This is a genomic window from Mycobacterium sp. 2-64 (assembly GCF_035918375.1).
Taxonomy (GTDB): domain Bacteria; phylum Actinomycetota; class Actinomycetes; order Mycobacteriales; family Mycobacteriaceae; genus Mycobacterium; species Mycobacterium intracellulare.
Genome location: NZ_CP142361.1, coordinates 4,118,899 through 4,134,106, shown reverse-complemented (window position 1 = coordinate 4,134,106; position 15,208 = coordinate 4,118,899). Strand labels below are relative to the sequence as shown.

The window sequence follows — 15,208 nt, the reverse complement described above, 5'->3', positions numbered from 1 at the left end:
GGCGCGCACGAGAGGTGTGAGCGGTGGTGAGTCGTCGTGGGCGCGTACGCCGGGCAGGCACGATCGCGCTGGCGACGCTCACCATCGCCGCGACGGTACCCGCGTGCGCTTCGGGAACCCACGGGCTGGTAATCAGCTTCTACACCACGGCCGCCGACGGCGCGACGTTCACCGCGGTCGCTCAGGATTGCACGAAGCAGTTCGATGGCCGCTTCGCCATTCAACAGATCAGTCTGCCCAGAGCCCCCGGCGAGCAGCGTTTGCAGCTGGCGCGGCGGCTGACCGGTCGCGACCGCACGCTGGACGTGATGTCGCTCGATGTGGTGTGGACGGCCGAGTTCGCCGAGGCGGGCTGGGCGCTACCGCTGTCCGACGATCCCGCGGGGCGCGCCGAACCCGACGCGACGGCCGACGTCCTGCCGGGCCCGCTGTCGACGGCGCGCTGGGAAGGCAAATTGTTCGCGGCCCCCGTCACGACGAACACCCAATTACTTTGGTATCGACCCGATTTGGTGCGTCAGCCGCCGAGAACCTGGGATGGGATGGTGCGCGAGGCCACCAGATTGCACGCCGCGGGGCAGCCCAGCTGGATCGCCGTGCAGGCCAATGAGGGCGAAGGCCTGGTGGTCTGGTTCAACACGCTGCTGGCCAGTGGGGGCGGCCAGGTGCTCTCGGAGGACGGCCGCCGCGTCACGTTGACCGACACGTCGGCGCACCGGGCCGCCACCGTCGATGCGCTGCGGATCCTCAAATCCGTGGCGACCGCGCCCGGGGCCGATCCGTCGATCACCCGCACCGACGAGGGCACCGCGCGGTTGGCGGTCGAACAGGGCCGGGCCGCACTCGCGGTCAACTGGCCGTACGCGCTGGCATCGATGCTGGAGAACGCGGTGAAAGGCGGTGTGCCCGTTCTGCCGCTCAACCAGGATCCGCGGCTGGCCGGCAGCATCAACGACGTCGGGACGTTCGTGCCCAGCGACGAGCAATTCCGCATCGCCTATCAGGCCAGCCAGAAGGTCTTCGGCTTCGCGCCGTATCCCGGTGTGGCGCCGGGCCATCCGGCCAAGGTGACCATCGGCGGGGCGAACCTGGCGGTGGCCAGCACCACCCGCCACCGCGCCGAGGCGTTCGAGGCCATCCGCTGCCTGCGCAGCCTGCAACATCAGAAGTACGTGTCGATCGCAGGCGGCCTACCCCCGGTGCGCACGTCGCTGTATTCCGATCCGCAGTTCCAGGCCAAGTACCCGATGTACACGATCATCCGGCGGCAACTCACCGACGCCGCGGTGCGTCCGGCAACGCCGGTCTACCAGGCGGTGGCCATCCGATTGGCCGCGACGCTGAGCCCGATCACCGAGATCGACCCGGAGCGAACCGCCGACGAACTCAGCGCCGAGGTGCAGAAGGCGATCGACGGGAAAGGGCTGTTGCCGTGACGGTCACCGCCCCCGCAACGCGCGCCCGGCCGTCTTCCGTCGCACCGCGTTTGCGGACCCGAAACCGGCTCTCCGAACAGCGCTTGGCCTTGTTGCTCGTCGCCCCGGCGGCGCTTCTGATGCTGACGGTGACGGCCTATCCGATCGGTTACGCCGTGTGGTTGAGCCTGCAGCGCAACAACCTTGCCGTCCCCGACGACACCGCGTTCATCGGGCTGGGCAATTACGTGACGATCCTGACCGATCGGTATTGGTGGACCGCGCTGGCCGTCACGCTGGGCATCACCGTCGTGTCGGTGACCCTCGAATTCGTCCTGGGCCTGACACTGGCGCTGGTGATGCACCGCACCCTCGTCGGAAAAGGCTTGGTGCGCACCGCGATCCTGATCCCGTACGGCATCGTCACCGTGGTCGCGTCGTACAGCTGGTACTACGCCTGGACGCCCGGGACGGGCTACCTGGCCAACCTGCTGCCGCATGGCAGCGCTCCGCTGACTTCGCAGATCCCGTCGCTGGCGATCGTCGTGGTCGCCGAGGTCTGGAAGACGACGCCGTTCATGTCGCTGCTGCTGTTGGCCGGGCTGGCACTGGTGCCAGAGGAGCTGCTGAAGGCCGCCCAGGTCGACGGCGCCGGCCCCTGGCGCCGGCTGACCGGCGTCACTCTGCCAATCATCAAGCCGGCCGTGGTGGTCGCCCTGCTGTTCCGAACCCTGGACGCGTTCCGCATTTTCGACAACATCTACGTCTTGACCAACGGCGCCAACAACACCGATTCGGTGTCGATCCTGGGCTACGACAACCTGTTCAAGGGGTTCAACGTCGGACTCGGCTCGGCGATCAGCGTGCTGATCTTCGTGTGCGTGGGCCTCATCGCCCTACTGTTCATCAAGGTCTTCGGGGCGGCGGCGCCCGGTGGTGACGTCGATGGCCGCTAACCGGCAGGACGCGCGGCGCACCGCGATCTGGGCCGTCATCGACACGGTGGTCGTGGTGTACGCGCTGCTGCCGGTTTTGTGGATCTTCAGCCTCTCGCTGAAGCCGACGTCAACGGTCAAGGACGGCAAGCTGATTCCGTCGTCGGTCTCCCTGGACAACTATCGCGGCATCTTTCGCGGCGACATCTTCAGCTCGGCGCTGATCAACTCCGTCGGGATCGGGTTGATCACCACCGCGATCGCCGTGACTCTCGGGGCGATGGCGGGCTACGCGATCGCGCGCCTGAATTTTCCGGGCAAGGGGGCGCTGGTCGGCGCCACCCTGCTGATCACGATGTTTCCCGCGATCTCGTTGGTCACACCGTTGTTCAACATCGAACGCTTCGTCGGCCTGTTCGACACCTGGCCGGGCCTGATCCTGCCCTACATCACCTTCGCGCTGCCGCTCGCGATCTACACGTTGTCGGCGTTTTTCCGCGAGATCCCCTGGGATTTGGAGAAGGCGGCGAAAATGGACGGCGCTTCCCCGGCGCAGGCGTTCCGCAAGGTGATCGTCCCCCTGGCGGCGCCGGGCGTGGTGACCGCCGCGATCCTGGTGTTCATCTTCGCCTGGAACGATCTGCTGCTGGCGCTGACCCTGACCGCTACCAAGGCGGCGATCACCGCGCCGGTGGCGATCGTGAACTTCAGTGGCAGTTCACAGTTCGAGGAGCCGACCGGATCGATCGCGGCGGGCGCCGTGGTGATCACCGTTCCCATCATCGCTTTTGTTCTAATCTTCCAACGACGAATCGTCGCCGGGTTGACCTCCGGCGCCGTGAAGGGATGACGCGATGGCCGAGATTGTGCTGGACCATGTCAGCAAGAGTTATCCCGACGGCGCCGTGGCGGTGCACGACCTGAACATCACCATCGCCGACGGCGAATTTCTGATCCTGGTCGGTCCGTCGGGCTGCGGTAAGACCACGACGCTGAACATGATTGCCGGGCTTGAAGATATCTCCTCGGGTGAGCTGCGCATCGGCGGCGAACGGGTGAACGAGAAGGCGCCCAAAGACCGCGACATCGCGATGGTGTTCCAGTCCTATGCGCTGTACCCGCACATGACGGTGCGGCAGAACATCGCGTTCCCGTTGACGCTGGCGAAGATGCCGAAGCCCGAGATCGCGCAAAAGGTCGCCGAGACCGCCAAAACCCTTGACCTGACCGACTTTCTGGACCGCAAGCCCTCCCAGCTGTCCGGGGGACAGCGGCAGCGGGTGGCGATGGGCCGCGCGATCGTGCGCCATCCCAAGGCGTTTCTGATGGACGAGCCCCTGTCCAACCTGGATGCCAAACTGCGCGTCCAGATGCGCGGCGAGATCGCCAGGCTGCAAAAGCGCCTGGGCACGACGACCGTTTACGTCACCCACGATCAGACCGAGGCCATGACACTGGGCGACCGGGTGGTGGTGATGCATTCGGGCGTCGCACAGCAAATCGGCACCCCCGATGAGCTTTACGAGCACCCGGCCAACCTGTTCGTCGCGGGCTTCATCGGCTCGCCGGCGATGAACTTCTTCCCGGCCGCGTTGACGCCGATCGGGCTGACGCTGCCCTTCGGGGAGGTGATGCTGACACCGGACGTCCAAGAGGTGATCGCCCAGCACCCCACGCCGGGCAACGTCATCGTGGGGGTGCGGCCCGAGCATCTGTCCGACGCCGCGTTGATCGACGGTTACCAGCGCATCAGGGCGCTGACCTTCGAGATGAAGGTCGACCTGGTCGAATCGCTGGGCGCCGACAAGTACGTGTACTTCTCCACCGCGGCATGGGCCGCGCACTCGGCGCAACTGGACGATCTGGCCGCCGAGGGAGACGCGCACGAAAACCAGTTCGTGGCACGGGTTCCCGCCGAATCCAAGGCGGTCATCGGGCAGTCGATCGAGTTGGCGTTCGACACGACACGGCTCGTGGTCTTCGACGCCGACTCCGGGGCCAACCTGACCATCGCGCCGTCGGACGCGCGGTGACACAGCCGTTGGAGCAGGTCCGTGCGCATGTACGCGCCCACTTCGGCGACCTCGAACCCGATTCGGCGAGCGTGACATTCCTGGGCACCGAAACCATCGAAGTGCTGCGATTCCGCGAGACAAGCGGGCTGGTGCACTACGTCTCCCTGGGCTGCTCGCGCCACCCCATGGCCGAACCGACCCTCGATATCGCCGACCCGGTGCGCGGCCCGCGGGCCGAAATCGTCCTCCAGTTGCGCGATCCCGGCCCGATCACCGGCATCGCCCGCAGCATCGCGATACTGGCGGCAACTCCCGCCGTCGAGGGCGCCGTGCTGAGTGCCGATGCGCTGATCGACCTCGGCTCGCCGCTGTGGGCGTCGCCGTCGCGGAAGGTGCCGTTCACCGCGGTGTTGCTGGGCCGCAGCGAGATCGCGGATCTGCCGCTGGAACCGCCGCGCGACCCGGTGCGCTTCCTGTCGGCGACCCCCATCACCGCGACCGAGGCGGCGTGGGTGCGGTTGAAAGGCGCCGAGGCGATGCGGCAAGCGTGGGATAACGACGGCGTCGATGTGCTGAACACGAATCGCCCCGCCGCACAACCAAACTGACGCCACGGCGCATCGTCGAACGTCCACTCAGGGCGAGAATTCTGCGATTTCGTCGCCGTGAGTACACGCTCGGCGAGGAAGCGTCAGAGCCAGTTGCGGTTGCGGAACTGGAAATACAGGACCAGGCAGACGACGACCATCACCGCCATCACCCCCGGGTAGCCCCACGTCCAAGTCAGCTCGGGCATGAAACGGAAGTTCATCCCGTAGATGGCGGCGACCATGGTGGGCACCGCCAGGATGCCGGCCCAGGCCGCCATCTTGCGCATGTCGTTGTTCTGCTGCATCCCGACGCGAGCCAACGCGGCCTGGATCAACGAGTTGAGGGTGTCGTCGTAGCTGGCGATCTGGTCGGCGGCCTCGGAGTGGTGGTCGGCGACGTCGCGCAGATAGCGCCGCAACTCCTTGGAGATCACGTCCTTGTTCTCCACCTGGATCCGGTGGAACGCGGCCGACAGCGGGTTGACGCACCGGCGGAGCTCGACGACCTCGCGTTTGAGCAGATAGATCGGCTCGACGTCGATCTTGCTGCCCGGCGCGAAGGCCAAACCCTCGATGCTGTCGATGTCGGACAACATCAAACTGCTCACCTCGAGGTAGTGGTCCACCACGTGGTCGGCGATCGCGTGCATCACCGCGAAGGGGCCCAGCCGCATCTGCTCGGGGTCGCCGTCCATCCGCTTGCGCACCTCGGACAGTCCGCCGTGTTCACCGTGGCGGACCGTGACCACGAAGTCGCGGCCGACGAAGACCATGATCTCGCCCGTCTCGACGATCTCACGGGCCAGCACAACCGATTCGTGCCGGACGTAATTGACGGTCTTGAGGACGAGGAACAGGGTGTCGTCGTACCGCTCCACCTTGGGCCGCTGATGGGCGCACACCGCGTCTTCCACGGCCAGCGGGTGCAGGCCGAAGACGTCGGCCACCTCCTGCATCTGGGCCTGGCTGGGTTCGCGCAGGCCCACCCAGACGAACCCTTCGTGCCCCTGCGCTTCGATCTCGCGCACCTTGTCCAGGGAGGCGGCGTAACCGATCTTGCCGGGCAGCCGGTGGCCGTCGGCGTAGACGGCGCAGTCGACGAGCGTCTCCTTGGCCGGTCGCGCGCCCGGCTGCGGTTCGGGTTCCTGCGCGAGGGGCCGAAGCGCTTCGGGCAGTGCGTCGAATCCTTGGAACACATCCACCTCCCTCGCAGCGCAGGTCCCGACCAGGCGGTGCTCCATGCTACGCGTCCCGGCTGTTCAAAGCCTGACGATCAGCCCTGGTAGCGGACCGGAGAATGCGATCGAAAAAGGGTGCGCTAGTTTCGAGCCGAAACCGGAATCCGCACGACCTTCTCCACAAGGAGTACATCGACGTGAGCGCAAGTCCTCTCAAGGTCGCCGTCACCGGCGCCGCCGGCCAGATCGGCTACAGCCTCTTGTTCCGCCTGGCCAGTGGCTCGCTGCTGGGCCCCGACCGCCCGATCGAGCTGCGTCTCCTGGAGATCGAGCCCGCGCTCAAGGCGCTCGAGGGCGTCGTGATGGAGCTCGACGACTGCGCCTTCCCGCTGCTGTCCGGCGTCGAGATCGGCGCGGACGCGAACAAGATCTTCGACGGCGTCAACCTGGCCCTGCTGGTCGGGGCGCGGCCGCGCGGCCCGGGCATGGAGCGCAGCGACCTGCTGGAGGCCAACGGCGCGATCTTCACCGCCCAGGGCAAGGCGCTCAACGAGGTTGCCGCCGACGACGTCCGCATCGGCGTGACCGGCAACCCGGCGAACACCAACGCGCTGATCGCGCTGAGCAACGCCCCCGACATCCCCAAGGAGCGGTTCTCGGCGCTGACCCGGCTGGACCACAACCGGGCTATCTCGCAGCTGGCCCGAAAGACCGGCGCCAAGGTCACCGACATCAAGAAGATGACGATCTGGGGCAACCACTCCGCGACCCAGTACCCCGACATCTTCCACGCCGAGATCGGCGGCAAGAATGCCGCCGAGGTGGTCAACGACCAGGCCTGGATCGAGAACGACTTCATCCCGACCGTCGCCAAGCGCGGCGCGGCCATCATCGACGCCCGCGGCGCGTCCTCGGCCGCGTCGGCCGCCTCGGCCACCGTCGACGCCGCCCGCTCCTGGCTGCTCGGCAGCCCGGAGGGCGACTGGGTGTCGATGGCCGTCTACTCCGACGGCTCCTACGGCGTGCCCGAAGGCATCGTGTCGTCGTTCCCGGTGACCACCAAGGACGGCAACTGGTCGATCGTGCAGGGCCTGGAGATCGACGAGTTCTCCCAGGGGCGCATCGACAAGACCACCGCCGAGCTGGTGGAGGAGCGCACCGCGGTCACCGAGCTCAAGCTGATCTAACGCCGGAGTATGACCCAGATCACCAATTAGGCCTACTAATGGGTAGGCCTTACCCTGAACCCCGTGTCCGAATTGCTTGAATCGATACAGACGCAGGCCGAGCATGGTGCGATCACCGATGCCGAGATCTTCGAGGCACACGTAGGCGGCAAGCTTTCGGTGAGCCTGACGTCCCCGCTGGACACCCAGCGCGCGCTGTCGATCGCCTACACCCCCGGCGTGGCGCAGGTCAGCCGCGCGATCGCCGCCGACCACGCTCAGGCGGCCCGCTACACCTGGGCGAACCGGCTGGTGGCCGTCGTCAGCGACGGCAGCGCGGTGCTCGGCCTGGGCGACATCGGGCCCGCGGCGTCGCTGCCGGTCATGGAGGGCAAGTGCGCCCTGTTTCAGGCGTACGGCGGGCTGAACGCCATCCCGATCGTGCTCGACACCAAGGATCCCGACGAGATCGTCGAAACCCTGGTGCGCCTGCGCCCGACGTTCGGCGCCGTCAACCTCGAGGACATCTCCGCGCCGCGCTGCTTCGAGATCGAACGCCGGGCCATCGAGGCCCTGGACTGCCCGGTGATGCACGACGACCAGCACGGCACGGCCATCGTGGTGCTGGCCGCGCTCATGGGCGCCAGCAAGCTGCTCGGCCGGGACATGAACTCGCTGAAGGTGGTGGTGTCCGGGGCCGGGGCCGCCGGTGTCGCGTGCACCAATCTCCTTATGGTGATGGGTGTTTCGGACATCACCGTCCTCGACTCGCGCGGAATCCTGCACACCGCTCGGGACGACATGAACGACGTCAAGGCGGCCCTGGCGCGGCGCACCAATCCCGACGGCCTGACCGGCAGCGCGGCGGAAGCCCTCCGCGGCGCGGACGTGTTCCTCGGCCTGTCGGGCGGCGTGGTCCCCGAAGAGATGATCGCCACGATGGCACCCAACGGAATCGTGTTCGCACTGTCCAACCCCGATCCGGAGATCCACCCCCAGATCGCGGCCAAGTACGCCTCGGTGGTGGCCACCGGCCGCAGCGACTTCCCGAACCAGATCAACAACGTGCTGGCATTCCCAGGGGTGTTCCGCGGCGCGCTAGAGGCGGGTGCCCGCCGGATCACCGAGAAGATGATGGTCGCCGCGGCCGAGGCGATCTTCTCCGTCGTCAGCGACGACCTTGCCCCCGACCGGATCGTCCCCAGCCCGCTGGACCTGCGCGTCGGGGAGGCGGTTGCCGCGGCCGTGGCGATCGCCGCCGACATTTCCGTCTCCGGGGGGTGAAAATCGGCAGGCTGGCGGCACCGCTGCTCGCCGCCATACTCGCCGTTTCCGGTTGCGCGACCGACACCGGCGGCGATCCTCGCGCCCGCGCGGAGGTCGTGGTCGGGTCCCGGTCTGATGCCGAATCGGCGCTGCTGGCCGGCATCTACGTGGCCGCCTTGCGGTCCTACGGATTCGGCGCGCGGTTCCAGCCGACCACCGACCCGAAGGCCGAATTGGATTCGGGCGCAATCACCGTCGTTCCCGCCTTCACCGGCCGGGTGTTGCAACGCCTGCAGCCAAGCGCCACAGCGATGTCCGACAAAGACGTCTACCGAGCGATGATCGCCGCCCTACCCGAGGGCATCGTGGCGGGCGACTACACGACGGCCGCCGAGGACAAACCCGTGCTGTTGGTGAGCCGGGCCACCGCCAAGTCATGGGGCGGCAGCGACGTCAGCGCGGACTTGAGCACGCTGCCGCGGCACTGCGCCGATCTCGTCCTCGGGACCGTCGCCGGCCACCGGGCGCCGTCGGCCATCGGCCCCTGCCGCCTTCCGGATCCGCGTGAATTCCCGGATGGCACAACGATGTTCGCGGCGGTCGCGTCCGGACGGCTGACCGCGGCATGGACGACCACCGCCGACCCGGGTGTCCCCGCCGACCTGGTCGCGCTGGCCGACACCAAGCCCACGCTGATCCGGGCCGAAAACGTGGTGCCGCTGTATCGGCGCAACGCGCTCAGCGAACGGCAAGTGTTGGCGATCAACGAAGTGGCCGGCGTGCTCGACACCGCGGCCCTGGTCGACATGCGCCGGCAAGTGCGTGCCGGCGCCGACCCGCAGGCGGTGGCGGCCGGCTGGTTAGCCGAGCACCCGCTGGGCCGCTGAACAAATCAGCGCTTGGGCAGCAGCCGGTGCACGACCTGCTGAAGCCGGCTCATCACCGGCCCGCCCAGCAGCAGCTCCGGCCGCGAACCCGTCAGCCGCACGACCAGGTCCATCGCCTTGACGTCCGGCCCAACCAGCACCCGGGCCTTGTTCTTGCGCACCCCTTCGAGGATGAGCTGAGCCGCACGCTGCGGGGTGGTCTTGGCCTGCTGTTCCTCGAACAGGTTGGCCAACTCGGCGTGGTCGAGCCCCTCGACGCCGGTGGCGTTGCGGGCGAACGCGGTTTTGATGCCGCCCGGATGCACTGTCGTCACCCGCACCGGGTGACCGGCGCGCGCCATCTCCTGGTGCAGCGCCTCGGTGAAGCCGCGGACGGCGAACTTGGCCGAGACGTACGCCGCCTGGCCGGGCGCGGAAAACAGGCCGAGCGCGCTCGAGATGTTGATGACGTGTCCGTCCCCGGAGGCGATCAGGTGCGGAAGGAACGCCTTGGTGCCGTTGACGACGCCCCAGTAGTCGACGTCGATGACGCGCTCGATGTCCTTGAACCGGCTGTCCTCGATGGATCCGATGAACGTGATGCCGGCGTTGTTGTAGACCTGGTTGACCGCGCCGAAGTGCTCGTTGACCGCGTCGGCGTAAGCGAGGAAGGCGCTGCGCTCGGTCACGTCGAGCTGGTCGGATTTGACCGGTGCGCCGATCGCCGCCAGTTGCTCTGCGGTCTGCGCCAGCCCTGCGGTGTCCACGTCGCTGATCGCGACCTTGGCGCCGGCGCGACCGAGCTCGACCGCCAGCGCCTGGCCGATGCCCGAGCCCGCGCCCGTGACCACGGCGACCTTGCCGGCGAACCCATCCATGCAACACTCCCTCGACCAGGCTTGACCGCGTTGAGGCTAATCGTTACCAGTGATGGTGGCTAGCGCAGGGCGAAACGGTGAACGCGCGCGCCCGTCACACTGAGAGATCGATCACTGCTTGGGCAGCAGCCGGCCCATGACGGGGCCGAACAGCTGCTGATACCCCGAACCCGTCAGGCGCACCAAGATGTCCAACACCTTGGCGTCCGCGCCGACGAGCACCCGCGCCTTCTTCTTGCGCACCGCGTCGAGGATGATCTGGGCCGCGCGCTGCGGGGTGGTCTTGGCCAGCCGCTTGTCGAACAACTTGGCCAGCTCGGCCTGATCGAGGCCCTCGGCGGTGGTGGCGTTGCGGGCGATCGCGGTCTTGATGCCGCCCGGGTGCACCGTGGTCACCGCCACCGGGTGGCCGGCGGCCACCATCTCCTGGCGCAGCGCCTCGGTGAAGCCGCGGACGGCGAACTTGGCCGAGTTGTAGGCCGCCTGCCCCGGCACCGAGAAGAGCCCGAACACGCTGGAGACGTTGATGACGTGCCCGTCGCCGGAGGCGATCAGGTGCGGGAGGAACGCCTTGGTGCCGTTGACCACGCCCCAGAAGTCGACGTCCATCACGCGTTCGATGTCCTTGAACTGGCTGACTTCGACGTCGCCGGTGAAGGCGATCCCGGCGTTGTTGTAGATCTGGTTGACCGTGCCGAAGTGCTCTTTGACCGCGTCGGCGTAGGCCAGGAACGCTTCGCGTTCGGTCACGTCGAGGCGATCCGCCTTGACCTGGGCGCCGATCGCCTTCAGCTGCTCCTCGGTCTGGGCCAGCCCTTCGAGGTCGACGTCGCTGATGGCCAGCTTGGCCCCCGAGCGCCCCAACTCGACGGCCAGCGCCTGCCCGATACCCGAACCCGCGCCCGTCACCACCGCGACCTTGCCGGCGAATCCTTGCATGAGCACCCTTCCTAGTCGGCCCGTTTGCGTCGAGGCTAGCCGGTACCGGCGGTCCCACTTTCTTCGGGTGTGAACGGCGAATCAGCCGAAGGCCGTGTCGATGATCTCCTGCTGCTCGACGGCGTGCACCTTCGACGAGCCCGACGACGGGGCCGACATCGCCCGGCGGGAAATCCGCTTGAGCCCGGTCAGCTTGTCGGGCAGCAGCTCGGGCAATTCCAGGCCGAAGCGCGGCCACGCGCCCTGGTTGGCCGGCTCTTCCTGAACCCAGAAGTACTCCTGGACGCTCGGGTAGCGGTCCAGCGTTTCGCCCAGCCGGCGCTTCGGCAGCGGGGCGAGCTGCTCGATCCGCACGATCGCCACGTCGTCCCGGTTGTCCTTGGCCTTGCGGGCCATCAACTCGTAGTAGAGCTTGCCGCTGGTCAGCAGGACCCTGCTGACCTTGCTGCGATCGCCGATGCCGTCCTCGTAGGTCGGCTCTTCGAGCACCGAGCGGAACTTGATCTCGGTGAAGTCCTTGACGTCGCTGACCACCGCCTTGTTGCGCAGCATCGACTTGGGCGTGAACACGATCAGCGGGCGCTGCACCCCGTCGAGGGCGTGCCGGCGCAACAAGTGGAAATAGTTGGACGGCGTGGAGGGCATCGCGATCGTCATCGAACCCTCTGCCCACAGCTGCAGGAAGCGCTCGATGCGGCCGGAGGTGTGGTCGGGGCCCTGGCCTTCGTGGCCGTGCGGCAGCAGCAGCACCACGTTGGACAGCTGGCCCCACTTGGCCTCGCCGGAGCTGATGAACTCGTCGATGATCGACTGCGCGCCGTTGACGAAGTCCCCGAATTGGGCTTCCCACAGGACGAGCGCGTCCGGGTTGCCCACGGTGTAGCCGTACTCGAAGCCGACGGCCGCGTATTCCGACAGCGGGGAGTCGTAGACCAGGAACTTGCCGCCGGTGGGGGTGCCGTCGGGGTTGGTCGCCAGCAGCTGCAGCGGCGTGAACTCCTCGCCGGTGTTGCGGTCGATGATCACCGAGTGGCGCTGCGAGAAGGTGCCGCGCCGGGTGTCTTGCCCCGATAGGCGCACCAGCTTGCCCTCGGCCACCAGCGAGCCGAGCGCCAGCAGTTCGGCGAAGGCCCAGTCGATCTTGCCCTCGTAGGCCATCTCCCGGCGCTTCTCCAGGACCGGCTGCACCCGCGGGTGCGCCGTGAAGCCCTCGGGTAGCGCCAGGAACGCGTCACCGATGCGGGCCAGCAACGCCTTGTCCACCGCGGTGGACAGGCCCGCGGGCAGCATCTGGTCGGCCTCCACCGATTCGCTGGGCAGCGCGCCGTGCTTCTCCAGCTCGCGGACCTCGTTGAACACCCGCTCGAGCTGGCCCTGGTAGTCGCGCAGGGCGTCCTCGGCTTCCTTCATCGAGATGTCGCCGCGGCCGATCAGGGCCTCGGTGTAGCTCTTCCGGACCCCGCGCTTGATGTCGACGACGTCGTACATGGCGGGGTTGGTCATCGACGGGTCATCGCCTTCGTTGTGCCCGCGCTTGCGGTAGCACAGCATGTCGATGACGACGTCCTTCTTGAACTCCTGCCGGAAGTCGACTGCCAGCTTGGCCACCCACGCGCACGCCTCCGGGTCGTCGCCGTTGACGTGGAAGATCGGCGCCCCGATCATCTTCGCGACGTCGGTGCAGTACTCGCTGGACCGTGAGTACTCCGGCGCGGTGGTGAAGCCAATCTGGTTGTTGGCGATGATGTGGATGGTGCCGCCGACGCGGTAACCGGGCAGGTGGGTCAGGTTGAGGGTCTCGGCGACCACGCCCTGACCGGCGAACGCCGCGTCGCCGTGCAGCATCATCGGCACCACCGAGAAGGCCTTGTCGTCCCCCTGGTCCTCGGCGCGCCGGTCCAGCAGGTCCTGCTTGGCGCGCACCAGGCCCTCCAGCACCGGGTCGACGGCTTCCAGGTGCGACGGGTTGGCGGTCAGCGACACCTGAATGTCGTTGTCGCCGAACATCTGTAGGTAAACGCCGGTGGCGCCCAGGTGGTATTTGACGTCGCCGGAGCCGTGCGCCTGCGCGGGGTTGAGGTTGCCCTCGAACTCCGAAAAGATCTGCGAGTACGGCTTGCCGACGATGTTGGCCAGCACGTTGAGCCGGCCACGGTGCGGCATCCCGATGACCACCTCGTCGAGCCCGTGCTCGGCGCACTGGTCGATCGCCGCGTCCATCATCGGAATGATGCTTTCCGCCCCCTCGAGTGAAAACCGTTTCTGCCCAACGTATTTGGTCTGCAGGAAGGTCTCGAAGGCCTCGGCCGCGTTCAGTTTGCTCAGGATGAACTTCTGCTCGGCCACCGTCGGTTTGACGTGCTTGGTCTCGACGCGCTGTTGCAGCCACTCCTGCTGCTCGGGATCGAGGATGTGGGTGTACTCCACGCCGATGTGCCGGCAGTAGGCATCGCGCAGCAGGCCCAGCACATCGCGCAGCTTCTTGTACTCGGAACCGGCGAAGCCGTTGACTTTGAACACCCGATCGAGATCCCACAGCGTCAGGCCGTGGTTGAGGATCTCGAGGTCGGGGTGGCTGCGGAACCGGCTGCCGTCCAAGCGCAGTGGGTCGATGTCGGCCATCAGGTGGCCGCGATTGCGGTAGGCCGCAATCAATTCCATAACCCGGGCGGTCTTGTCGACGATCGAGTCCGGGTTGTCGGTGCTCCAGCGCACCGGCAGATACGGGTTGCCCAGCTCGCGGAAGATCTCGTCCCAGAACGCATCCGAGAGCAGCATCTCGTGGATCGTGCGCAAGAAGTCGCCGGATTCCGCGCCCTGGATGATGCGGTGGTCATAGGTCGAGGTCAGCGTGATCAGCTTGCCGATCCCCAGCTCGGCGATGCGTTCCTCGCTGGCGCCCTGGAACTCGGCGGGGTACTCCATGGCGCCGACGCCGATGATGGCGCCCTGGCCGTTCATCAGCCGCGGCACCGAGTGCACGGTGCCGATGGTGCCCGGGTTGGTCAGCGAAATCGTCACGCCGGCAAAGTCTTCGGCGGTCAGCTTGCCGTCGCGGGCCCGCCGCACGATGTCTTCGTAGGCGGTGACGAACTGCGCGAACCGCATGGTCTCGCAGCCCTTGATGCCGGCCACCACCAAGGAACGCTTGCCGTCCTTGCCCTGCAGGTCGATCGCCAGGCCCAGGTTGGTGTGCGCCGGGGTGACGGCGGTGGGTTTGCCGTCGACCTCGGCGTAGTGCCGATTCATGTTCGGGAACTTCTTGATCGCCTGCACCAGCGCGTACCCGAGCAGGTGGGTGAACGAGATCTTGCCGCCGCGCGTGCGCTTGAGTTGGTTGTTGATGACGATCCGGTTGTCGATCAGCAGCTTGGCGGGAACGGCGCGCACGCTGGTCGCCGTCGGCACCTCCAGCGACGCCGACATGTTCTTGACGACGGCCGCCGCGGCGCCGCGCAGCGTCTGCAACTCGTCGCCTTCGGCCGGCGGGGGGGCGGCGGCCTTCGCCGGCGCGGGGCGCGCCGGGACCCCGTTGCCGGCGGCCGTGCTGGCGGGGGGCGCCGTGCTGGCGGGGGGCGCGGGCTTGGGGCTTTCGGGGGCCGCCGCGGCCGGCTTGGCGGGGGCCGCTGCGGCCGGCTTGGCGGGGGCCACGGCCGGCCGGCCATCGCCGCTGGTCGGGGTGGCCGTCGCCGCCTCGCCCGTCGGCTCGGGGTTGTAGTCGACGAGGAACTCGTGCCAGCTCGGATCCACCGACGAGGGGTCATCGCGGAACTTGCGGTACATCTCCTCGACCAGCCATTCGTTTTGACCGAATGGTGAACTTATGTTGCTCACGACCGCAGTTCGCCTCAATCCCTTTGTCCTACAGGGCCACCGCAGCTATCGCGCGGTGCCTGCACCCTCGTCTGCCCGGCGGGCCGAGCACCTCATATCCATGGCGGTACCCATTGCTGCCGCCCT

The 15,208-nt window shown here is 67.4% G+C and carries 12 protein-coding genes; 8 read left to right on the top strand and 4 right to left on the bottom strand.

Annotated features, from left to right (window positions below; all coding sequences use genetic code 11):
- The first annotated feature begins 23 nt into the window (after positions 1 to 23).
- From QGN31_RS19145 to QGN31_RS19125, 5 genes are read left to right on the top strand one after another with little or no spacing between them, the layout of a single operon-like run.
- Positions 24 to 1,436, top strand: a complete 1,413-nt coding sequence (locus QGN31_RS19145; protein WP_014941453.1) for an extracellular solute-binding protein — start codon at positions 24 to 26, stop codon at positions 1,434 to 1,436.
- A 50-nt stretch (positions 1,437 to 1,486) separates the two neighbouring features.
- Positions 1,487 to 2,371: a carbohydrate ABC transporter permease gene (locus QGN31_RS19140; protein WP_043955631.1), complete on the top strand. Its 885-nt coding sequence runs from the start codon at positions 1,487 to 1,489 to the stop codon at positions 2,369 to 2,371.
- The gene (locus QGN31_RS19135) at positions 2,361 to 3,200 is read left to right on the top strand and encodes a carbohydrate ABC transporter permease (protein ID WP_014941455.1); all 840 of its coding nucleotides are present in this window, start codon (positions 2,361 to 2,363) and stop codon (positions 3,198 to 3,200) included. The genes QGN31_RS19140 and QGN31_RS19135 overlap by 11 nt, the downstream gene beginning before the upstream one ends.
- A gap of 4 nt (positions 3,201 to 3,204) precedes the next feature.
- A complete protein-coding gene (locus tag QGN31_RS19130) occupies positions 3,205 to 4,383 on the top strand; it encodes an ABC transporter ATP-binding protein (protein WP_014941456.1) in 1,179 nt (392 codons plus the stop codon).
- Positions 4,380 to 4,973, top strand: coding sequence for a suppressor of fused domain protein (locus QGN31_RS19125; protein WP_014941457.1), 594 nt, complete (start codon positions 4,380 to 4,382; stop codon positions 4,971 to 4,973). Before QGN31_RS19130 ends, QGN31_RS19125 begins: the two co-directional genes overlap by 4 nt.
- Before the next feature lie 83 nt (positions 4,974 to 5,056).
- On the opposite strand, the gene corA is transcribed toward QGN31_RS19125, so the two are convergent.
- A complete protein-coding gene (corA, locus tag QGN31_RS19120; RefSeq protein WP_008254660.1) occupies positions 5,057 to 6,151 on the bottom strand; it encodes a magnesium/cobalt transporter CorA in 1,095 nt (364 codons plus the stop codon).
- A 179-nt stretch (positions 6,152 to 6,330) separates the two neighbouring features.
- On the opposite strand from corA, the gene QGN31_RS19115 reads away from it, so the two are divergent.
- From QGN31_RS19115 to QGN31_RS19105, 3 genes are all read left to right on the top strand, one after another.
- On the top strand, positions 6,331 to 7,320 hold the full coding sequence (locus QGN31_RS19115) for a malate dehydrogenase (protein ID WP_008254662.1): 990 nt from the start codon (positions 6,331 to 6,333) through the stop codon (positions 7,318 to 7,320).
- Positions 7,321 to 7,383: 63 nt separating this feature from the next.
- Positions 7,384 to 8,583, top strand: a complete 1,200-nt coding sequence (locus QGN31_RS19110; RefSeq protein ID WP_008254665.1) for an NAD(P)-dependent malic enzyme — start codon at positions 7,384 to 7,386, stop codon at positions 8,581 to 8,583.
- Positions 8,580 to 9,452: a glycine betaine ABC transporter substrate-binding protein gene (locus QGN31_RS19105; protein ID WP_008254666.1), complete on the top strand. Its 873-nt coding sequence runs from the start codon at positions 8,580 to 8,582 to the stop codon at positions 9,450 to 9,452. Before QGN31_RS19110 ends, QGN31_RS19105 begins: the two co-directional genes overlap by 4 nt.
- 5 nt (positions 9,453 to 9,457) lie before the next feature.
- Here QGN31_RS19105 and QGN31_RS19100 read toward each other — a convergent pair whose 3' ends face one another.
- The 3 genes from QGN31_RS19100 to QGN31_RS19090 all read right to left on the bottom strand — a co-directional run bounded on the left by QGN31_RS19100 (position 9,458) and on the right by QGN31_RS19090 (position 15,082).
- Positions 9,458 to 10,309: an SDR family NAD(P)-dependent oxidoreductase gene (locus tag QGN31_RS19100; RefSeq protein WP_014384066.1), complete on the bottom strand. Its 852-nt coding sequence runs from the start codon at positions 10,307 to 10,309 to the stop codon at positions 9,458 to 9,460.
- A gap of 111 nt (positions 10,310 to 10,420) precedes the next feature.
- On the bottom strand, positions 10,421 to 11,248 hold the full coding sequence (locus QGN31_RS19095; protein ID WP_008254671.1) for an SDR family NAD(P)-dependent oxidoreductase: 828 nt from the start codon (positions 11,246 to 11,248) through the stop codon (positions 10,421 to 10,423).
- An 81-nt stretch (positions 11,249 to 11,329) separates the two neighbouring features.
- On the bottom strand, positions 11,330 to 15,082 hold the full coding sequence (locus QGN31_RS19090) for a multifunctional oxoglutarate decarboxylase/oxoglutarate dehydrogenase thiamine pyrophosphate-binding subunit/dihydrolipoyllysine-residue succinyltransferase subunit (protein ID WP_014941458.1): 3,753 nt from the start codon (positions 15,080 to 15,082) through the stop codon (positions 11,330 to 11,332).
- Positions 15,083 to 15,208 lie beyond the last annotated feature (126 nt).